The sequence below is a fragment of the Leptolyngbya sp. 'hensonii' genome (assembly GCF_001939115.1).
In the GTDB taxonomy this organism is placed as follows: Bacteria; Cyanobacteriota; Cyanobacteriia.
In genome coordinates this window covers 251,547-273,101 of the sequence record NZ_MQTZ01000041.1, presented here as the reverse complement: position 1 = coordinate 273,101, position 21,555 = coordinate 251,547, and the positions used below count along the sequence as shown (strand labels likewise).

Sequence of the window (21,555 nt, the reverse complement as noted above, 5' to 3'; positions counted from 1 at the left end):
GATCTATGGCGGATTCCCCACAGGCAGGTCCGAGCTCTCAGGACGTGGAGGAGATGCTCCCTCTAGAGGAGCCGTTGGGCCTGAAAAATCCACTGCTACCGCCACCCCCCCTGGGCTCTGGTTTCCTGCAACCTAAATTCCTGGTTCCGTTGGGGGCAAGACCCCTGTCTGGCTTCAACTTCTCGACCTTTTTTCCCCAGGGATTGTCAGGCTACCGACCCCTGGGCAATCTGTTTGAGGATTTTCCCTTTGCTGAGGAGAGTCGCCCGACGGAGATCAGCTTGCCTGAGAACCGGGACACAGGGGACGGGGAGTTTCGGGCTGATGCCGCTCCTGCGGTGGCTATGCCTGCGGCAGCGCCCCCTGCCTTGCCTGCTCCACAGGCCAAGCTTTCATCCCCAGGAAACGCCCCGATCGTTCCACCAGTCTTCGATCGCATAGACCAGCCTGCTCTGCCCCCGGATATCCTTCCACCCAGACCGGCCAGCACAGGCGAGGCTGTTGTTCCAGAAGCTCTCCTTGCTGACCCGTCTACCACGGCTCAGCCATCTGGGGCAGCCCCTCTACAACCAGCCCAGGATAGAGATCCAGACACCTCGTCCCCAAGCCTGGAGAAACAGCCCGAGGTCGCTGCAACAGGGGCGATGGATCTGGCAGCAGATGTCAGTCCAGCCCCAGCAGCAGTTCAGCCTGCTCTGGATGCGATCGCGGCAGAGACCCCGCCAATCGTCCAGGCAGCCCCTGCTCCAGACTCTGACACTTTGGTCAATTCTGGAACAGAAAATCCAGTCTCCCCGCTGGCTGACCGCAGCATGTCCCCCCCGCTTGAGCCCGTTCAATCAGCTCCCTCCTGGCCGCAGGGAACCAGCTTTTCGCCCTCTCCCCCAATTGAGGCAGTCCAGCAACCCGAAGGATCTGAGTCAACTCAGCCGGAGATGGACCCGATACCGACGACTTCGACCCAGGACTTGGGGGCTGTCAGAGCCACTGAGTCAATTCAACCAGCGGCTGAGCCAGTTTCCCCCCCCATCGCCCCCCGATCACCAGACATTCCTCCTGAGGCTCCTCTGGCCACAGGTCCGTTCCAGGCATCGATCCCTGGACCAGAAACCCCTGGGACCACAGCAGTTTCCCAACCCCCTGCAGCAGAAACCCTGGCGATCGCCTCCCAGTCTCCTCCACAGGGGTTCCCTGGGACAGACAATCCCTCTGCCCAGTTAGCCCCAGAGGTTCCAGCGATCGCCTCCCAGTCTCCTCCGCAGGGGTTCCCTGGGACAGACAATCCCTCTGCCCAATTGGCCACAAAAAGCCTGGACAGCGAAGGTCTACCATCACCTGCACCAGCGGAGATGTCAGGAGCGGCAGCCCCTCTGGGTGTCCGCTCTGAGCCTGTCAGTTCCCCTGCTTCAGAGCCGGTCAGCCTGCCACAACCTATCCAGGCCAAGGACGCCGGTTTGGTCACGCCCGCCACAACTGAAACACCAACACAACCTGCTGCCCCAGAACCTGTACCGCCAACTGAGGCCAAACCCCCTGCATCTGGAACTGCCCCTCAGCCCCAGCAAACCCTGGGCGGATGGTTCAAGCAACTTTTTTCCAGGCAACCCCGATCGCCAGAATCATCCCCGATCGTTCAACCTAAAGCCGATCGGCCTGCCCAGCGCCAGTCTGCTGCTGCCCCTCCCCCCACAGTTGCTGATCACCTGCCTGCAGACCCAGGAACCGCTGAATCTGGAATTCAGCGGTTAGCTGAAAGCCCAGAACCAGAAGTCCGATCGGAAATCGAGAGACCTGCTATTCGATTGGACAGCCCAGAATTCCTGGCTGAGCCATCTTTCCCGGAAGGCAATGAACCGACAGCCCCCTCTACTCCTGACTTCCCTACAGTCGTTCCATCCTTCGCAGAAGCCATTGAACCAGAAATCCCAACTGATGCCAATGTCACACCACCCATTCAATCTGCAGCAGAAACCATTGCTTCTGTAACCCCAACTGATGCCAATGTCACGCCACCCATTCAATCTGCAGCAGAAACCATTGCTTCTGTAACCCCAACTGATGTCAATGTCACGCCACCCATTCAATCTGCAGCAGAAACCATTGCTTCTGTAACCCCAACCCCTTCTCCTCCCACTCCTCCGATGCCATCCTTCCCGGAGAGCATCAGCCCAGATGCCCGCATCGCAGCCAGGGCTAATAGTGGTGGACCGACAGAGACAACGATGCCAATCCCAGCGATCGTGCCTGATCGACCGTCAACACCTGGGGAGAGACCTGCAGCGATCCAGCAAACCCCAGATATCGCGATCGCAGGTGGAGCCCCTCCCAGGATTCCGCCTGTCTCGGCTGATCCTGCCATGGCTCCAGGAGAGAACCCTCCCGTTCCTGTTCCCACTGGCCCTGTTGCCGCTGGCCCTGATCAGCCTGGGGGGCAAGGTTTCCGATCGGAGGCGGCTGCGACAATCCCTGATCTGGGTACCGATGGGCCAGTGATGCCGGAGTCAGTATCGGCGGGAGAAGACAGCGGCATTCAGAGATCGATCGATCTCGTTGAAGGTGGCGATCGTCCTGGCAATCCCTCTCCAGTATTGCCAATTGATGCTGCACAACAACGATTAACAGCACCAGCAGATGCTATTCCAGAACCTGCTGACAGCCCTGCCGAATCCTCCACGGATGCCGCCCTACTCCCAGCAGACACCACAAATCTGCCGATTGATGCTCCAGTACAACAAGTGGCAGCACCAGCAGATGCTATTCCAGAACCTGCTGACAGCCCTGCCGAATCCTCCACGGATGCCGCCCTACTCCCAGCAGACACCACAAATCTGCCGATTGATGCTCCAGTACAACAAGTGGCAGCACCAGCAGATGCTATTCCAGAACCTGCTGATAGCCCTGTAGAGTCTTCAGTTGATGCAGCCCTGCAACGATTCGAAGCGGCAACAGATGAGACTGGGAGCTCGTTCGAAGCGGCTGTGGCTTCCGACCCCTCTATTGTCCAACGATTTTCAGCACCGGCCAGTTCTGATTCTGGAGAAGCCCCTGAGTCCACCCCTATTTCTGAGCCATCCCAGGTTCAATCATGGGATAAAGCATCCGCTGCCCCTGACCTGGCCAGTTCTACTGGATTCACAGAGACGATCGGGATCCAAAGATCGCCAGAGGATAGGGGGATTGAATTTTCCGCTGATTCTGCAACGGTTCCACCAACTGAGCCAGCTCCCCTTCCATTTCCCGATGTCGAAACAACAGACAACGCTCCAGACCGGACCAGTTCTCCTTCTGCCAATGCCGAGTCAGGGATTCAGCGCTTGGCTGGGGCAGAATCTCTCCCCTCTCCCGATCAGTCCCCATTGATGGCATCGGCTGACCCAACTGCGGTTCAACCCCAGGCAGACGAGGGCGATCGGCCAGCAGCGGATGGGCCGGTTACCCTCACAGGCCTTGAGACTGCAGGGATTCAACCCGATCCAGAAACAACCTTCCCTCCCCCCGATGGAACTCCTGCTCCAGTAAGGCCAGGTATACAGCGGTTGGCCGCAGAGATCACACCCGATCGACCTGACTCCGGGCGATCGGGTGACCCAGCAGATGAGCCTGCAGGTGAACGTGCCTGGAGTTCAACAGAACCTCCTCTGGGGGATGTTCCAGGCATTCAGCGGTTTGCCGCAGTCTCAGCCAACCGGCCAGATGCACCAGCCGCAACTGCTGCTGAATCTGGAGATGGATCTGAATCTGGAGGGTCTCAACCAGCAGCCATTCAGCGCCTTGCAGCCAGTCCACCCACCCTGGAAGACCAAACAGCTACCATGGCTGCAGCGGCGGAAGTCCCTACAACTACCCCAGAGACGGAATCGGTAGCCATTCCGTCATTCACGGCAAGTCCTGCCGATCTTCAAGATGGATCCGCAACTGTGCCTGAATCAACCGCAAGCCCTGGAGCTGGACCAGCAGGCATTCAGCGCCTCGCAGCCAGTCCACCCACCCTGGAAGACCAAACGGCAACCACCACTGCATCTGGAGCGTCTGAACCCGGTGCTAGCCAGTCATTCGCCACAAGCCCTGCCCCCACTACCCTTGATTCGACGGAAAGTCCTGCAGTCCCATCAGAAGCTGAGCCAGCAGTTATTCAGTCATTCTCAGAAAGTCCAGTAGTCCCACAGGGGCAAACGGTAACTGCCGCTGAATCTGGAGGGTCTGAATCTGGAGGGCCTGAACCCGGTGCTATCCAGCCATTCGCCGTAAGCCCTGCCCATCTCCCAGGCAGCCCTGCTCCCACTACTCCTGATGCGAGGGAAAGTCCCGTCAGTATCCCAGGCGCTAAACCAGAAGTCATTCAACCCTTGGCAGAAATCCCTGCCACTGCTACCGAACCCCCAGCAAGTTCTACCACTGCGTCAGAGCCTGGCTCAACAGCTATTCAGCACTTTGCGGAACTCCCAACGGAACAGCAGAACGACCCTGCCACCGTCACTCAATCAACGGTAGGACGTGAATCAATGCCAGGGGCTGAGCCAGCAGCGATCCAGGCATTGGCAGCAGATCGATCGGACCGACAGGCTGGATCAGCAGACACCCCTGCCGAGACTGGGACAGCATCCGATTCACGGGATGTCCCACACTCTCCAGTCAGCGAAGGAGCTGGAATCCAGCGATTTACAGAAGTCAGAACTCCTGCTGCTGACCAAGCTGAACCGAGGACACCAGTAGAAACTCCCAGGATTCAACGGGTTCCTGCCTCTCCTGTTGCCTCTGGGAGCTTAGAGACAGCCCCATCCGAGCCAGCCTCCGGGACCGATCGCACTGTGGCCCAACTCCTCGCCGCCGGAGCCCCCCTGCCCGAATTACCCACCGTGCTGCAAAATCTGGGCCATCAGCATCCCCTGGGAGAAGGAACTGCTCAGACCAAGCAGAGTGCCGACTCTTTTTCCCTCCAGGATGGTCTGGAACCCATGGAGGGGACTCCGATCGGAGAAGCTGTCGGTGAGTCCTGGCCCCAGACCAGCCCTGAACTAGACGCTCAGGGAGAGCCTCCTGCCCCAGGCTCCCTGCCGATCGTGCAGGCCAAATCCGTCACCCCCATCCCTAGCCTGCTGCCCAGCCAGTTCTCTGGTGCGAAGTTTGCAGGTGGACTCGGAGGTGAGATCCCGGATTCCTGGTCCAGTATTGAGGAACTGTTGGGGGCCAGTGCAGCCGAGGCACCCGGATCACCCAGGGGAGGAGAGTCAGGGTCTGCGCCTGCTCCAGCCAGTCTGCCCGTCGTCCAGCGTTATCGAGAAGACCATCAGTCTGAGTCAGACTTTGATTTGACGATCCGGGCTCCAGATGTGCAACCGATCGGGGATGGCGGCTTCCCCTTTGAGCTGACCCCCATCCAGAAAGCAGACCCCATGGTCGGTCTGGCTGCAGATGCCAATCAACCGGGAGATGCACAATACTCGGACATCATCAAGTACAAAGATGCCTTGGGAAATCAAAGCCCAACCAGCATAGCTGCAGCCGATGCCACGGTGACAACCGTTGTTTCTCAGGCTATTACTGAAGCGCTGTCCCCGGAACAGCGCACGGAAGATGTCGCAAATCTGGAGTTTCTGGCCCGTGAAATTTATGGATTGCTCCGACAACGCCTGGAAGTGGAGCGAGAGCGCCACGGGCGATTGTACCGTTCAGACCGTTTGAATCGATAACCTTTCGTTTGATCCCGTAGGAGAACAAACTATGGTCTACAGCCCAGCCACAACCCTTGTCAAAGCCAGACTCGTCCCTGCCATAGGGGAGCGCCCCACCGTTCAACCGATCGAATTTCAGTTCAACCCCAGTCAGTTGAATTTTGAACGGAGCGTGGAAGTCAACAATAATGTGGAAGGGAATACGCGCACAGCCAGTCTGCTGAAAAAAGTGAGCTTCGCCGGTCCCAACCCGATCAAAATTAGCATCGACAACATTATCTATGACACCTTTGAAACCGGTCAGAGCGTGATGGAAGTCTACATTAACAAAATTGTGGCTGGCCTGGATTTCAATGCCTATGATTGGTATGCCCGGGTGCGCCGCCCCCCCCTCTACAGCTTTGTCTGGGGCGATCGACAGCGGTATTTGAGACGTTGCTTTATTGAATCCGTCAGCTATCAACTGACCCTGTTTTTACCCAGTGGCACCCCCGTGCGGGCCAAGGTTAGTCTGAAATTGCAACAGCTAGAGGATCAAAGTATCGGCGCACCGAAACAGAATTAAGGCTTCGTCGTAGCACCAATTACCATGCCCAGTTACATTGCTGATTTCATGATTGAGTTTGGAGAAGTGGGGGGCGACAACTGGACCGCCGCTTCAGAAGAACTTCTGGGAGATATCCTGCAACTCACTGTTGAAGAAAGTCTCCACCTGCCCGCCATGTTCACCCTTGTGATTGGCAATTCCTACATGCCAGTTAACGAGGATGATGAACCCTGGCGCTACGATTCCCTGTTTCAGTTTGGCAGCGGCATCCGGATCGGCTTCGCCTCCCGTACCACCCAGGACGAGAATTACTCAACCGGTCAGACAGTAGAATCCACCTACGATATTGAAACTGACCAGTTTTCGACTCAAACCCAGCGCACCTACACCTATGTCATTGAAGGGGAAGTGACGGCGATCGAGGCCCACTTCAGCCTGCAATCCCAGGCCCCGATCGTCATCCGGGGCTACGATATCTCCCATCGCTTACACCGGGGCCGCTACAATCGTTCCTTTCAGAACATGACCGACAGCGATATTGTGACGCGGATTGTGCGAGAGGTCGGGATTCAAGCCGGGACGATCGAGGCCACTGAGGGTCCCTATGGCTATAACGACATCAGTGGCGTGAATGGCTATGTCTTCCAGGAAAATCAGACCAACATGGAGTTCCTGCGGGAGCGTGCCGCCCGCCACGGCTTCGAACTCTTTGTTGAAAACAGCAAGCTCTACTTTCGCAAGCCCACTGCCGAGACAACCCTCACCCTGGTCTGGCAGGACACACTCCTGGGTTTTCGGGTCCGGGCCAGTAGTGCGGAACAGGTCAGTGCCGTTGAGGTTCGCAGTTGGGACTATAGCCGCAAACAGCCGATCGTTTCCATTAAGAGCAGTGCCCAGGTCCTGACCAGCACCGATCAGGGTGACGGCAATGAGACGGCCAGTATCTTTAACGGCAAACCGGCCAGTCCCCGTATGGTGGTGGTGGATCAACCCGTGTTTGGGATTGAAGAAGCCGAAATGATTGCCCAGGCCCTCTATGATGAGCTGGGTGGGGAATTCATCTATGCCGATGCGCGGGCGGAAGGCAATCCGGAGATTCGGGCTGGACGGGTCGTCAAGCTCACAGATATGGGCAAATACACGGGTCAGTATTATGTCACTGAAACCCGACATCTGTACGACAACAATATCTACACGACAGAATTCAGTGTGCGGGGGCTGCGGAGTGGGGATCTGTTGAGTACGATCGCCCCTCGCCATCCCCTGCGACCCGGCCAGACCTTCCTGGTGGGCATCGTCACCGAAAATCGGGACCCCAACGGCTGGGGACGGGTGCGGGTCAAATTTCCTACCCTATCGGAAGAGCACAACAGTTATTGGGCCAGAATGGTGGCGGTGGGGGCTGGGGCCAGTCGGGGGTTTGACTGTCTGCCGGAAATTGGAGATGAAGTTCTGGTGGCATTCGAACATGGCGACATTCATCGACCCTACATCCTGGGTGGGGTCTGGAATGGCATTGATAAACCGCCAGAGAGCTTCGCCTCTGCCCCCAATACGATTAATTCCGTCGTTTCATCAGGTTCTGACATGGGCACGGTGCGCCTGCGAACCTTCAAAACCCGAGTGGGGCATCAACTCCAATTTGCCGAGCAGGATGCATCAACCACGGCTGCCTTATCTGAAACCGGTCAGGCAAGTGGATCAGCAACGTCCCTGTTTGGCCTTGCCCCCCTACTGGGATTCAAGGGCAACCATTTGTGGACTGCGGGAGGGCATACCCTGGATCTGTGCGACCTTGATCGGGCTCAGGTGAGTTGTATTCAACTCAAAACCTCTCGTCAGCATGGACTGAAACTGAATGATGCAGGTTCGGAATCGGGCATCAGTTTACAAACAGCCGCCCGCCAGAGTATCAGCCTGGTGGATGTGCCCACCGCCCTATCCCTGCAACCCCAGATCAACCTGAATACCAGCGGCAATGTGGTGATCAATGCCGGGAGTCCCCCGATTCTGGGAACCCTGTTTTCTGCCGGTGCCTTCGCAGCCCTGGGGGCGCAGGCGTCCCAGGTTCCCGGAACAGCCGCTCAGATGCTGACCGCAAAGGTCGCCAACTTTTTGAGCAGCATTGAACTGACCGGGGGCTATATTAATCAGCTTTCCCTGGGAGGGGTGACCCTGGTCGCTGGCACGGGCTCCTCTGCCAGGGTGTTACCCCAGCAGGCCTATCTTACTTCCCCTGGCATCAGTATCAGTGCAGTACCGGATTCCCTCAGTATCACCCTCCCCACACCAGGGATGCTGAACCTGACCGGTGCCGCCCTAGTCAATATCCTGTCCCCAATCGCAATCACCCTCACTGCCTCTGTCGTGACCATTTCGGCCCCCACGATCGTCCTCAACGGCAATGTCACCATCAACGGAGGACTCACCCTGAATGGGTCCTTTGTGAAGGATGGGATTTCCCGATTTTGATCTCAGGAAGAGACTGAGCTATTGTTGGGGTCGGCCTCAGAGCTGCTATCAGAGGGAATTTCAGAGCCAGCAGAATTGCCATTGCCAGAATTGATCATCATCGTTTCGTCTGCTTTGCTCCGTAACAGCAACAGGGAAATATTTTGCATTCCCTTTTCGTACTGAAGCGATCGGACAATTTCTGACTGGGTCCAGAAATCAGCATCCGCAATGATCATATCCGGCTGCAATGTCTGAACCCGCTCCTTAAACTCCTCGCCCGTCATAATTTCAACGACACTATAGCCTCTGGCCTCCAGAGCCTCAGCCAGGGTTCTCATCGTAGAGACATCCTCATCCACAATGAACACTTTTTTCTTAGACGTGCCTTGAGTAATCAGCAGATCAACCTGCTTTAGCAGTTCCTCCGACTCCCCGGATTTGGTCAGGTAGAGATCCACCCCAATCCGATAGGCTCGATTTTGATCTTCAATTCCAGAGTAGATGATGATGGGAATGTCCATGGTGAGTGGATCATTCTTCATCACCGCTGCCACATCAAAGCCGTTGATCTTGGGCATCATCACATCCAGGATGATCAGGTGCGGGGGATCTTTCTTCGCCTGACTGATAGCTTCCATCCCCCCTTCCGCTTCGCGGACCCGATAGCCTACCGTTTCCAGTTGCTGTCTCAACAGCACGCGAATACTGATGTCATCATCCACAACCAGGACTGTCTTTTGACCTACATTCTGAGTCAACTGTGTCGAAGTTGCCTGGTCCCGTAGCTCCTGAACCAGCTTATCGATATCGACCGTTTTGATCTCAGAGATAGCATCGGATGAAATAAACGGCAGGGCAAAAGAAAAGATACTCCCCTGGCCCAGCTTACTCTCGACCCAGATTCTGCCGCCGTGGTGTTCCAGGATCTCCTTACAGATTGGCAGACCCAGGCCAGTTCCTTTCGGTTTATCAGTCAGGGTATCCCCCACCTGCTTAAATTTCTCAAACACCTTGGGTTGATCCACTTCAGCGATTCCCATGCCAGTGTCAATCACGCTGACCACAATTTCTCGCTCCGCCCTGTAGGCTTTACAGGTGACTGCCCCCTGGTCCGTAAACTTCACAGCATTAGAAATCAGATTAATGACAACCTGGATCAGCCGATCGCGATCGCCCAAAAATTCAGGCAGTTCTGGATCAACCTCCCGAACAAGTTGCAGCCCCTTCTGTTCAAACAGGGCCGAGGTGGAGGCAAGGGCTCGATCGAGGATCTCGGTAATTCGGAGCGGTTCCATCTTCCAATCGAGTTTACCGGCCTCCATCTTGGCCACATCCAGCACATCATTGATCAGGGTCGTTAGTCGCTGCCCCTCTGACACGATGATGTCAATGTTTTCCCCAACCTGACGCATGGCCCGTTGGACTTTTTTGTCATCGGTCTGAATGACCGGGAAGATATTTTCTTCCAACTTCTTCTGGATTAACTTGGCAAACCCCAGGACTGAAGTCAGGGGGGTTCGCAACTCATGAGACACGGTCGAAATGAAGTCTGTCTTCATCTGATCGACTTCCTTCTCACGGGTAATATCCCGAATCAGGATCACGGTGCCGGTATAAAGATTTTCTCCTGCTTCCGCTGGCCCCACTTTAAAGATCGCGGTGGCTACGGCTTTACCAATACGGTTTCCAGGTAACTTAAATTCCTTAGTCTTAGCCTCTCCTGGATTCTGTTTGGTTTCTTCGATCAGGGTTCTGGCCTCTTCACCCAGGAGTTGCTGCACACCTTGCCCTAGTAAGACCGACTCTTTGAGACCATAAATAACTTCCAGAGCAGGATTGGCTTGATTAATTCGCCCATTCGGATCGGTCACCAGAAGTGCATCAGCCAGATTATCAATCACAGCCCCCACATAGGCCAGAGCTGCCTGGGTTTCGCTCATGGCCCTGGCCAGCTCCGCCGTGCGTTCTTCGACTTGGTGCTCCAGCGTGCGAGAATACTCCGATACCTGGGCATTCGATAGCTTCAACTGGCTGGTCATCTTATTGAACGCCTGGGCCAGAATGCCAATTTCATCCTGGGTCATAACCGGGGCGGTGGACATTAAATTGCCATTGGCCACTTCGATCGCCGCATTGGTAATTGCCAGCACGGGTTGGGTGATCCGGCGAGACATCAAGTACACTGCCACCAGCAGCAGGGTTGCTGAGCTTAACCCGAGCAGCAGAATATCCCGAGCTAACTGGCGGGCTGGCGCAAAGGCTTCACTCTGATTCATCTCAGCCAGCAGTGCTAGGTTCTGATTCTCCAACCAGACATAAACCCCAATCACAGGGACTTTGGCATAGTTCTTGTAAAGACCACTGCCATCCCTGGCATTCATCGCAGAGTCAATCCCGATGCTGGAAATGCCATCAACAAAGACTTTCTGTCCATATTTTTCCCCGGAAATAAAGGTGTTTTTCCGTTCCAGACTGCCGACCAGATAGGTTTCACCGGTTTTCCCCAGACCCGTTTTTTCTCGAATAATGGCATCAATGCCATCCAGGTTCAGGTCAACCGCCACGACTGCTACCCGCCCCCGTTCCTTGCTTGTAATCGGGGTCGCAAAGGTCATCATTGGCTTACCCGTAATCACCGAGGTATAAAAATTCGGTTTGACGACAAAATCTTTCTCAGGATTGAAGTAAGTGGTGGTGTTCCCCAGCGGCTGGTACTTACCCACGCGCTTGGTATCCGTTGAGAAGACGACGATGCCACCGTTGGTCAGGATCGAAATGTCATCAATTTGGGGTTTGATCCCGGCGATATTGGTCAAATATTCTTTGATGATTTCGTAGGAGGTTTTGTAAGCCTCATCCCCAGGCTTCTGCTTCAGCAGGACTTCGACCTCGCGCTGAATCTCTGGCAATTGACTGATCAACACCACATCTCGACGCTGGTCGTCAATCCACTGATTGAGCTGGTACTCTTTCAAGGAAGTAGCCACCGTCAAGCGATCGAACACCGATTGTTTCAGAGAATCCCTAGCCCGATCGTTAACCGTCCAGGCGAGGATGCTGACTGTGAAAGCTGATAGCAGAAAGAAATAGCCAACCAGCTTAGACAGCAGGCTTTTCTTAAGAAAGTTCATATCTACCCCTTAATCTGCCGCTTTAGCGTTACCGAACGGCATTCCATTGCTGAGAGCAAAGTCCCTTACACCCTACAACAGTTTGAAAATAGGATCAGGGATAATCAGATACAGGATTCAGGGCTGAGTTTTGATAACTTGACTCAACCCTGTTTCAACAGAATAACCCTATCCCTATGGAGAGGCTGTAAAGCTCTCCATCCTCCTTACGTCCATTCGCTAAAGATTGTTTTAATCTTGGCGATCGCTTTGTCGGTTGCCTGCTCAACTGAAAGACCATTCTTCACCACATCCAGAATGGCAGATCCCCAGATATTCTGAGCCTGAACCTCCGTGTAGGCAGGGTTCAGAGCCTGCTGATAAGGCCGCCAGAAGCGATATTGCCTCACCGCACTGGAAATATGAGGATCTTTCGCATTTGCCCAGAAGGGGTCTTCCAGTAATTTCGGCATAATTGGGAAGAAGCGGCCCTGGGAATCTTTCAGGAAGGCGGCCAGGTTTTCTGGTTGGACCAGATAAGCCAACAGATCCTTGGCTTCTTTCTTGTGCACTGAGTTTTCAAAGATCACAATTTGCTTGATCCCGGCCAGATAAGTCATGGGTTTATCATTCGGCTTATTCGGCCACTCGATCGTCGCCATGTCCGTCTGGTAAGTTTGCTGATCCTGTCTCTGGGAACCAGGAATGGAGAGAGACGGGTTGATCGTCATCACAGTGCTACGACTGAGAAACGTGACGTTATTATCCGCGTTGTTCCAATCTATTGCTTCCGGTGGGACGTGCTTGCTCTGGTAAAAGCTGGTGTATTTCTTCAGGGCCTCAGTAATACCCTGCTTGACTTCTGGCTTATCCAACTGAAGCTGGCCTTGCGCATCCAGCAGTTGAACCTCATAAGCTTCTAGAAATTGACCAAAAATGTAAAAGGTATCATTGGCGGCCCTGGACATGGGCAGACCAAGACCATAGATATCTTTCTGACCCTTGGCACGCAACTTATCCTGGGCCGTTTCCCAGTACTTCCAGAAGCTATCCCAGCCCTCGGGCACCTTTTCATCTGAGCCAGCTTCCTTCAACATCGGACGCCAGTAGTGAATGTGGGAAGATTGCAGGCCGATCGGAACGGCATAATAGCTCCGTTTGTTCTGGCTTTTGTTCTTATAATTGACGGTAGCCAAGCCTTCTGGGGTATAGAAGCTCTTGATTGGCTCAATCACATCAGAAACATCAGCCAGCTTGTTATCCCAAGCCAGACGGGGAATCAGGGTCAGATCCACAGCCGGATTAAACATCAAATCAGGAGTTTGGCCGGTTGCGATCGCATTCTCTGTCTCTCTGACAATGTCTTTATCACTGAAAAGAGTCAGCTCAGCCTTCTGACCACTTTTCCGTTCCCAATCAGCCACCAATTTCCGAATGGCCTCAGCTTCTTCTGGGTAAAAACCTTGCTGCCACCAGACTCGAAATTTGCCATCTTGTTGGGTGGGAGTATTGGAGGTGGGATTGGGGTTAGGAGTATTGGTACAGGTGGCCAATCCAAAAAACAGGAAAAACAGTACTACCAGGGTTACTATCCGCTTACGCATCGCTATACCTGACATTGAAAGTCCGCCTAACATTAAATCTAAGGTTGAAAATCTGATAAGAATGACACCTGGTACCCATTCACTGGGCATACAGTCTATATCAGATCAAAGGAGTGCAAAATTACTCACAATCAGAATAATTTACAACTGATAGGAGTTAGTAGAACCCGAAGATTCAATTAACCACGGTTATTATTCCATTCTTTCGGGTCGGTTCCATTTCTTTCGGTATAAATATTAGAATCCTCACAATACGGGGGTTCAGGAAGAAAGCTATGGCCATTGCCCCCGCTTGGTCGCGATTCTCTGGCAGGTGAAATGCGATTGGCTATGGCTGTCCGTACTTCAATCGATTGAAACATTTTATTGGTTTCCCCTCTCTGGCCCAAGGTGCTTAAACGGCTGTTATGAATCTGGAAAATCCACTGATTAATCTTTATGCCAGCCTGATTGGTTGGGCCGTGTTGGGATATGTGTTGGGGCGGCTCCTTCCCCGGAGTTCCCCTAAGTATGTGGGCAAAGCCCTGTATTGGGTCGGCATCCCCATCAGTATTGTGGCCTTCATGCGCCGCACCAATCTCACTGGTTACATTCTGATTGCGCCGGTGGCAGCCTGGGTCGCCATCATTGTCGGAGCCTGTCTGGCCTGGATCTGGATTGAATTAGGGGTCAACGATGAGCGCTTAAAAGCCCTGGCGTTAGGGATCAAATCCAACGGTGAACAAGATAGTGACCAGAGGGGGATGGAAACGGCCTGGGGCCGGGGCACTCAGGGTAGTTTTCTCATGGCCATGATGGTGGGCAATACCGCCTACATGGGTTTTCCAGTGGTACTGTCCCTGGTGGGGCCAGAATACTTTGTCTGGGCCGTCCTTTACAATACCTTCGGCACAACCCTGGGGCTGCATGGTCTGGGCTTTACGGTTGCCGCTCACTTTGGCAAGAGAAAGGAAGGGGAGCAACGGCAACAATCGCAAAATCTCGTCATGGTGTTGCTGAAAAACCCAGCCCTCTGGAGTTTTGTGATTGGGATTGCAGTGCAGAATATCCCATTGCCCGGTTTAGTGGAACAAAGCTTACAAACCGGAGCCAAAACGATCGTCAACCTGTCCCTGGTTCTGATTGGGATGCAGTTGAGCCATCTGGCCAGCCTCAGCAAGCTCAATCAGGCCTTTACCTGTCTGGCGATCAAAATGGTGGCCGTGCCCCTGATTGTAGGCACCGGCCTGATGTTTTTTGGTGTAACCGGTGATCCCCGTCTGGTGATTGTGCTGATGATGGCCATGCCTCCCTCCTTTGCCACCATCCTCTATGCCGAGGCTTACAATCTGGACCAGGAACTGGCTGTGACTGCCGTGGTCTTTGGGTCGATCTCTTTGCTATTTACGCTACCGCTCTGGATGTTCCTGTTTGGTCCTCAGGTTTAACCAGGATTAAATCAGCCGGGTTATACACCACATAGTCAAATTCTGCTTCGTCGATCGATCGGGGGTCGCGATATCCCAGGTTCACCCGTTCACAGGTGGCCGGGTCGATATTTTCTGAAGCCAGGAAGATGTTCAGGCGCTGTAGCCGTTGACTCACCCGAACCATGTGGCTGGCTACAACCACCTGATCAGTAAACTCCCCAGCTTCAACCAGAGCAAAGATCTGTTCCGGTGTGGAATAGCCAAACTTTTCGATCACGGGGCCGTGACTGGCAGAGATCCCTTCCGGTAGTGCGCCCTGGATGACGATCGTGCCCCCATCCCGAATCACCGCCCCACAGTTATACACAGCTTTGGCTCCCTGCCAGAAGTCAGTGCATTTATCGTCCAGGATGGCCAGCAGCCTGGAACATTCCGGGACGGTTTTGAACAGAACCTGGGCTGTCAGGGCAGCAGCCTGCCGGTAAGACTGATAAAAACTGCCCACAAACAGATCCACAATCCCGTCGGGAGCCGTCACACAGTTAATCGAGACGTAGTCTCCCGGCAAGCGATCGGCGATCTGATCGGCGATCGCATCCAGAATCAGCCGAATCGGATTGTCAATATTCCCCATCACCTGCTCTTCGGGAAACAGGTTGCTCTTCCAGTGGGTGTAGTCAATCATGGCCTTATTCGCCACCCCCGGACAAAGATACTTAGCCCCACCCGAAAAGCCCATGACCCGATGGGGCAGAACGCTGCCCAGGGCCACAATCACCTCATGTTCAGCCAGAGCCCGATTCACCTTTAGGGGCACCGATTCCACTGCTCCCACATCCACCAAGGCCGCTTCGTCAAAGGCATTGTGGTTGAGCAGGGGCAGTTCCCTGGCTTGCTCATCAGTCAGACCCAGTTTCTGCACCATTTCCAGATGGGTCATGGGTCGATGGGTGCCCAGGGCAAACAAAACTGTAACAGCAGCCGCTCGACGCTGGAGATACTGTAAAAAATCTGGAAAGAACAGGTCGATCGGGGTAGAGCGAGTGACATCCTCACAGATAATCAAAACCTTCCGTCCAGTCAGCACTACAGTGTCGAAAAATAAGGCCAGTTTCTGTAAAATTTCTTCTCTAGAGAGTACGGAAGGGACCTCTAATTTGATTCTTTGCATAGATCAATCGCTCAGCGCTAAGAAGGTGGGCGTAATTAAATTACAGATGGCGTAGGTTGCTTTGAAGAATGAAACCCAACAACCGCATGGGTTTCGCTTCACTCCACCCTTCCTACAAATCATTAGGTCTACCTACTTACTTTAAATCCCCTCCAAGGAAAGGTGGGTTTGCAGCCTCTCAGGTCTGTTCAATGAGAGCATCCCAGTTTTGCAAGGTTGCCCACCCAAGGGGAAGCCGCTGCGCGTCTACATCCCCCAGCCCCTTCTCCCTTTTTGGGAGAAGGGGAGCCAGATTCTAAATTCCTCTCCCGTTCTGGGAGAGGGATTTAGGGTGTAGCTTGCTTCCTGCAGGGTGGGCTACAAAAGTGGGATGCACTCTGTTCAATCGCTGACAGGCCAACAGGATAATATAATTTCTTTCATAAAAATACGGTGATCTGACTTGTTATGGAAAGGACGGATATGCTTCGATCTGCGATGAATGGTATTGATAGGTCTTCCTGATCTTATGGATCAGTCGCAAAACAATCCTGCAACAATGATTTTTACCGCATTACTGGGCAATCCCGTAGAGCACAGTGTTTCCACCTATCTTTTTTCAGAGTATGCCAAGATTGCCGATCTGGAGTATACCCATATTAAGTTGAACGTTCCCGCAGAAGTGGATTTGCCGGTGTACCTCCACAGTCTGCACAAAATTGGCTGTGCCGGAGTCAATATTACCCTCCCCTATAAACTGGCCGTCGTCAAATACCTGGATGCCCAAGACGATCGCGCCCAGGCGATCGGAGCCGTTAATACGGTCGTGATGGGCAACAGTGGGCTGATTGGCTACAACACAGATGGCGTGGGGGCCTACCGATCGATCTCAGATCACCTGCGCCCGGTCAAATCTGGCGATCGGGTGACTGTACTGGGGTCTGGGGGAGCAGCCCGGGCCATTATTTATGAGTTATATCAGCGCACGGATGAGATTACCGTTCTGGGCCAGATTCCGGCCCAGCTAGAGTCCCTGAGCAAAGATTTCCACAACCCCGATCGCAAACCCCTGCAGGTCAGCCTGATCCGGGATGCTGCGCTCTACGATTGCCTGCGAACTGCCGATTTCCTGATTAACGCCACCCCTGTAGGGATGTATCCCGAAACGAACGACTCGCTAGTTACGCCAGCACTGCTGGATCGCCTGGAACAGGAACGTAGCATGAAAGACCTGTGGACCTTCGATGCCGTTTTCAATCCCCATACCACCCTGATGCTCAAGCTCCTGGCTCAGCGAGGCTCACCCACCTGTTCCGGCATCTGGATGATGATCTATCAGGCGGTTGAAGCCTTTGCCCTGTGGACTGGCAAAGATGTTTCCCAGGCCCCGTTCCGTGACATTGAAGCTAAATTACAACACCTCCTGGAACAGCGATATTCCCATGGCTAAGTCCAACCCCATCACTTTTATTTCTGATGAAGTCAGCCCTTCCTTAACCGAGGCGATCGATTTTGCCCAGCGCCAGGGCATGACTCAATTGGAATTACGGTCCGTCGGTGGGGTGAACCTGATGGACCTGGACCTGGAACAAATCCGGGAGATTGCGACCACGATTCATCAGGCTGGTTTAACCGTGGCCAATCTGGCTTCACCCCTGCTGAAATGGCTACCACCGGGTAAAGTCGCCCTAATGGAGGAAGTTAATTTTCACGGTTACCAGCTAGAAACGGATCAGGTCTCAGAGGTATTCGCTCAGGCTTTTGCGATCGCAGATATCCTGCAAACCCCATCCCTGCGGATTTTCTCTTATTTGAAATATGCAGATTTTCAGTTTGCTGACTTGGAGGCAGATATGACAGCGCTACTGTCTTTAGCCGAGCAGCATGACAAGACGCTGCTTATAGAAAATGAGCCAGTCTGCAATCTGGATTCCTTGCCTCAGGTGGCCCAGTTCCTGGCTGACTGGAATCATCCCCGGTTGAGGGCGCTGCTGGATCTGGGTAATCTTTACCAGAGTGGCTATCTGGTGACCGATGCAGAACTGCTCCAGGTTGCCCCTTACGTTAAGTACGTTCATCTCAAGGATTTCTCAACTCCCCAGGGCACCTATGTTCCCTTGGGAGAAGGTTCAGTCCAGTATCAGGTGCATTTGAAAGTTCTAAAACCTTGGTTGCAGGAAGCATCCATTCCTTTTTCCATGGAAACCCATGTGCAGAAAAGTCCAATGGCGGCAACAGAAGCATCCATCAGACACCTGAATGCGCTCCTGGCTGCCCTGTAAAGGTCTAGCCCCAAAATGACCTTTCTAACCGGACAAGTTCATGTTATTGGTGGTTCCAGGTAGCATATTATACATGACTCATTAATGAAGTAGGGACGACTAGCATGTCGCAAATTACGTGTGCCAGGGTAGGTTACGGAACAGTTGCCCGACTTCATGAACAGAAACTCAGTGAATCTGGAGTCAAGACTGTTGCGGTCATCGATACAGACAGTCAAAAAAAGCAGCAGGCAGAACAGGCTGGTTTTCTGGTTTTACCGTCCTGCGCCGAGGCAGCCCCCTTGCGACCTGGTTTCTGGGATATCTGTGTCAATACCAGTCAACATTTCAATGTCATCCAGCAAATTCTTCAGGTTGATCCACAGGCCAATATCCTGGTGGAGAAACCTGTCTGTTTACTGGCAGAAATTCCATCACTCACAACCACGATCGTCAATTTCGGTGGAAAAATCGTGGTGAATGAAAATTACGCCTCTTCAAAAATTACGGGCATTGTCCAAGAAATTGCCTTTCGCAAATTGGGCTTACGTCCCTCCAAAATCGTAGTGGAGTTTACCAAAAACCGCCAGCTTGACTCCATTGGAGGCCGCTTCATCGATTACGATCTGGGGGTTCTGGGGTATGAAGGGCCTCACATGCTGGCGATCGTGGCCCAACTGGGGGAAGAACTTCAGATCGATCAAATTATTGATTCTCGGATTATTGAACCGTCTACCCCACTACATTGCCAGGGCGAAACCTGTGCCCGCAATCAGGGGAGTGCCTTTGTCCGCTGCCGCTCTAAAACGGGCGTGGAAGTGGAACTCTACACCTGCATGGCAGGCATCGTACAATATCGCTACCCCCTATTCTCGATTGAGAATATTCCGATCGAAGATACCCTGACCCGCTATCGCCTGGTCGCTCTGACGGGTACCGATCCGGCTGGGGATGAATACACAATCGTGGGCTTTTTTGAGCCCCTCCCCAATTTTCATCGCTCCCAGGGGGCGGTGATTACCCTCAAAAACCAGGTCATCGTCGGGGTTCTGGCCCCGGTGGAGGATGACTGTATGGGGGTTCATTTGCAGCGAGCTGTCGATTACTTCACAGGCACGGGGGAAAATCCCTATTCCCTAGCAATGGCACTGCATAATACCATCCTGCTCCATCGTCTGGCTGGTCGGGCCACCCTCCTGTCTCCCCTCTGTCAGGACGGGGCTGAGCCCGTTGATGTGGAAACAAAATCCCTGCTTTGGACCTAGGATGCTGCCTCCAACTATTTTCTACTATGGCTGCTCTGAACCCTTACCCGAGCAAATTCCCCTGCGGGCTGGTCCCCTTTCCCTGATCTATCAAGCGGGCGACCTGCGCTATATTCGCCTCGGCGATCGGGAAATTCTGCGCCGGGTCTACGTGGCGGTGCGTGTACAGAACTGGCGCACCATTCCGATGACGATCGCCCACCTGCGAACTGAGATTCATGACCAGTCCTTCCGCATCACCTACGAGGCGAGCCACCAACAAGAGGTGGTGGATTTTGTCTGGCAAGCTGAAATTACGGGGGATGAACAGGGGCGCATCCAGTTCACAATGGATGGCCAGGCCCGATCGACCTTTCACCGCAATCGCATTGGGTTCTGCATTCTCCATCCCATGCGGGAATGTCGCAGTCTGCCCTGTACAATCCTGAAGACAGATGGCACCACCGAAGTGGGGGTGTTTCCCGATGCGATCGCCCCCCACCAGCCTTTCATGGATCTGCAGGGTATGGCCTATGCGGTTACCCCTGGGGTGATGGCCCAGTTGCGCTTCGTGGGGGATGTGTTCGAGATGGAGGATCAGCGCAACTGGACGGATGCCTCCTTCAAGACCTACTGCACCCCGCTAGCCTTGCCTTTCCCGGTGGAGGTGCAGGCGGGAAAGCGGATCACCCAATCTGTGGAACTAAGCTTGGCGGGGGAGCCTCTCCCCTCAGACCCACCCCGGCCCTGCGGGCCACCCCTCCCAGGAGGGGATGCGACGTTGATCGTAGACTCCACTGAGGCTGTGCCCCTGCCCCGACTGGGTTTAGGCATGGCCAGCCACGGCCAACCCCTGAGCGATCGGGAACAGGAGCGACTCCGCGCCCTCCACCTCTCCCACCTGCGGGTGGATCTGCCCCTGGGGAAGGCAGAGACGGGCGATCGGTTGCGACAGGCCACAGCAGAGGCCCGATCGTTGAATCTGGCTCTGGAACTGGCTCTGCTCCTGTCCGATGACGCAGAACGGGAGCTGACCGATCTGGTGACGCTGCTGCGGGAACTCCAGCCACCCCTCCAGACCGGTCTGATCTTTCATCGGGAGGAGAAAACCACCTCTGGCCGGTGGATTGAACTGGCCCGTCGCATTCTCTCCCCCCATCTGCCAGGGATGCACCTGGGGGCCGGGAGTTTCACCCACTTCACCGAACTGAACCGGCGCTGTTCCCCTCTGAAGCATCTGGATGTGCTGAGCTACGCCATTACCCCCCAGGTGCATGCCTTCGATAATGCCTCCCTGGTGGAAACCCTGGAAGCCCAGGCCACCACGATCGCCTCGGCCCGCACCCTGGCCGGAGATCTGCCCCTGATCATCTCCCCCATCACCCTGAAGCCCCGGCCTGCCCAGCCGATCGCCACCCCTCCCGGCAGCCTGCCCCCCACCGTAGACCCCCGGCAGATGTCCCTCCTGGGCGCAGGCTGGACTGCAATCAGTCTGAAATACCTGTCCCAACCGGGAGTCCACAGCCTCACCTACTACGAAACCACCGGTTGGCGCGGCGTCATGGAACAGGAGCAGGGCTGTTCCTGTCCGGAGCAGTTCCCTTCCCTACCCGGATCGGTGTTTCCCCTGTACCATGTTCTGGCAGACGTGGGAGAACTGGCCCCCGCTCAGGTGTTGCCGACCCATGCCAGCCATCCCCTGCAAGTGGACGGGCTAGCCCTGTGTCGGGGTGATGAGCACTGCGTCCTTGTCGTCAACCTGACTGCTGCAACCCAGTCGGTGCAACTGCAGGGATTGGGGGAAGCGGTGGGGCTACGATCGCTCGACGAACACACCATCCTAGAGGCCATGACCACCCCAGAGGCTTTTCGTCAGCGGCAGGAGGAAATCTTGCAGACCCGATCGGGCAGCTTGGCGTTGGATCTGCTCCCCCATGCGATCGGGCGTCTGCGCTGGCGGTTGTCGATCGCTCCTTAAGTGGCGTCTTCCCTCGCGCCCAGGCTCTGCCTGGGCACCCAAGCAAACCCACCCCGACGCTACGCGCCACCCCTCCCAAGAGGGGGTTTCACGCCAGTCTACTTACTTACTTTTCAGAAATCTGTA

Annotated in this window: 11 protein-coding genes; 8 read left to right on the top strand and 3 right to left on the bottom strand. The window is 54.5% G+C overall.

The genetic code is table 11. The annotated features are described in order from the left end of the window. Positions 1-5 precede the first annotated feature (5 nt). From BST81_RS13100 to BST81_RS13090, 3 genes are read left to right on the top strand one after another with little or no spacing between them, the layout of a single operon-like run. On the top strand, positions 6-5,690 hold the full coding sequence (locus BST81_RS13100; protein ID WP_075598941.1) for a hypothetical protein: 5,685 nt from the start codon (positions 6-8) through the stop codon (positions 5,688-5,690). 31 nt (positions 5,691-5,721) lie between these two features. Continuing rightward, a complete protein-coding gene (locus BST81_RS13095; protein WP_075598940.1) occupies positions 5,722-6,237 on the top strand; it encodes a hypothetical protein in 516 nt (171 codons plus the stop codon). Between the two features lie 24 nt (positions 6,238-6,261). Beyond that, the gene (locus tag BST81_RS13090) at positions 6,262-8,691 is read left to right on the top strand and encodes a VgrG-related protein (RefSeq protein ID WP_075598939.1); all 2,430 of its coding nucleotides are present in this window, start codon (positions 6,262-6,264) and stop codon (positions 8,689-8,691) included. Between the two features lie 2 nt (positions 8,692-8,693). Here BST81_RS13090 and BST81_RS13085 read toward each other — a convergent pair whose 3' ends face one another. Beyond that, positions 8,694-11,804 carry a response regulator gene (locus BST81_RS13085; protein WP_075598938.1) on the bottom strand — a complete coding sequence of 1,037 codons (3,111 nt, stop codon included), beginning with the start codon at positions 11,802-11,804 and terminating at the stop codon, positions 8,694-8,696. Between the two features lie 206 nt (positions 11,805-12,010). Then, positions 12,011-13,387 carry an ABC transporter substrate-binding protein gene (locus BST81_RS13080; protein ID WP_075598937.1) on the bottom strand — a complete coding sequence of 459 codons (1,377 nt, stop codon included), beginning with the start codon at positions 13,385-13,387 and terminating at the stop codon, positions 12,011-12,013. A 407-nt stretch (positions 13,388-13,794) separates the two neighbouring features. Here BST81_RS13080 and BST81_RS13075 point away from each other — a divergent pair, with 407 nt between their 5' ends. Continuing rightward, positions 13,795-14,814 carry an AEC family transporter gene (locus tag BST81_RS13075; protein ID WP_075598936.1) on the top strand — a complete coding sequence of 340 codons (1,020 nt, stop codon included), beginning with the start codon at positions 13,795-13,797 and terminating at the stop codon, positions 14,812-14,814. Here the strand turns inward: BST81_RS13075 and BST81_RS13070 are convergent. Next, on the bottom strand, positions 14,771-15,967 hold the full coding sequence (locus tag BST81_RS13070) for a lactate racemase domain-containing protein (protein ID WP_075598935.1): 1,197 nt from the start codon (positions 15,965-15,967) through the stop codon (positions 14,771-14,773). The two genes, BST81_RS13075 and BST81_RS13070, sit on opposite strands and share 44 nt — an antisense overlap. 538 nt (positions 15,968-16,505) lie before the next feature. On the opposite strand from BST81_RS13070, the gene BST81_RS13065 reads away from it, so the two are divergent. The 4 genes from BST81_RS13065 to BST81_RS13050 all read left to right on the top strand — a co-directional run bounded on the left by BST81_RS13065 (position 16,506) and on the right by BST81_RS13050 (position 21,429). Beyond that, a complete protein-coding gene (locus tag BST81_RS13065; RefSeq protein ID WP_216351316.1) occupies positions 16,506-17,396 on the top strand; it encodes a shikimate dehydrogenase in 891 nt (296 codons plus the stop codon). Continuing rightward, on the top strand, positions 17,389-18,228 hold the full coding sequence (locus tag BST81_RS13060; RefSeq protein ID WP_075598933.1) for a TIM barrel protein: 840 nt from the start codon (positions 17,389-17,391) through the stop codon (positions 18,226-18,228). Before BST81_RS13065 ends, BST81_RS13060 begins: the two co-directional genes overlap by 8 nt. A 104-nt stretch (positions 18,229-18,332) precedes the next feature. After that, positions 18,333-19,472 carry a Gfo/Idh/MocA family oxidoreductase gene (locus BST81_RS13055; RefSeq protein WP_075598932.1) on the top strand — a complete coding sequence of 380 codons (1,140 nt, stop codon included), beginning with the start codon at positions 18,333-18,335 and terminating at the stop codon, positions 19,470-19,472. A gap of 1 nt (position 19,473) precedes the next feature. Continuing rightward, a complete protein-coding gene (locus BST81_RS13050) occupies positions 19,474-21,429 on the top strand; it encodes a hypothetical protein (protein WP_075598931.1) in 1,956 nt (651 codons plus the stop codon). Positions 21,430-21,555 lie beyond the last annotated feature (126 nt).

Excerpts from the sequence above, each read along its gene's own strand:
- BST81_RS13075 (WP_075598936.1), top strand. The coding sequence starts at position 13,795 with ATGAATCTGGAAAATCCACTGATTAATCTTTATGCCAGCCTGATTGGT.
- BST81_RS13070 (WP_075598935.1), bottom strand. The coding sequence starts at position 15,967 with ATGCAAAGAATCAAATTAGAGGTCCCTTCCGTACTCTCTAGAGAAGAA.
- BST81_RS13080 (WP_075598937.1), bottom strand. The coding sequence starts at position 13,387 with ATGCGTAAGCGGATAGTAACCCTGGTAGTACTGTTTTTCCTGTTTTTT.
- BST81_RS13100 (WP_075598941.1), top strand. The coding sequence starts at position 6 with ATGGCGGATTCCCCACAGGCAGGTCCGAGCTCTCAGGACGTGGAGGAG.
- BST81_RS13090 (WP_075598939.1), top strand. The coding sequence starts at position 6,262 with ATGCCCAGTTACATTGCTGATTTCATGATTGAGTTTGGAGAAGTGGGG.
- BST81_RS13050 (WP_075598931.1), top strand. The coding sequence starts at position 19,474 with ATGCTGCCTCCAACTATTTTCTACTATGGCTGCTCTGAACCCTTACCC.
- BST81_RS13065 (WP_216351316.1), top strand. The coding sequence starts at position 16,506 with ATGATTTTTACCGCATTACTGGGCAATCCCGTAGAGCACAGTGTTTCC.
- BST81_RS13085 (WP_075598938.1), bottom strand. The coding sequence starts at position 11,804 with ATGAACTTTCTTAAGAAAAGCCTGCTGTCTAAGCTGGTTGGCTATTTC.
- BST81_RS13055 (WP_075598932.1), top strand. The coding sequence starts at position 18,333 with ATGTCGCAAATTACGTGTGCCAGGGTAGGTTACGGAACAGTTGCCCGA.
- BST81_RS13095 (WP_075598940.1), top strand. The coding sequence starts at position 5,722 with ATGGTCTACAGCCCAGCCACAACCCTTGTCAAAGCCAGACTCGTCCCT.
- BST81_RS13060 (WP_075598933.1), top strand. The coding sequence starts at position 17,389 with ATGGCTAAGTCCAACCCCATCACTTTTATTTCTGATGAAGTCAGCCCT.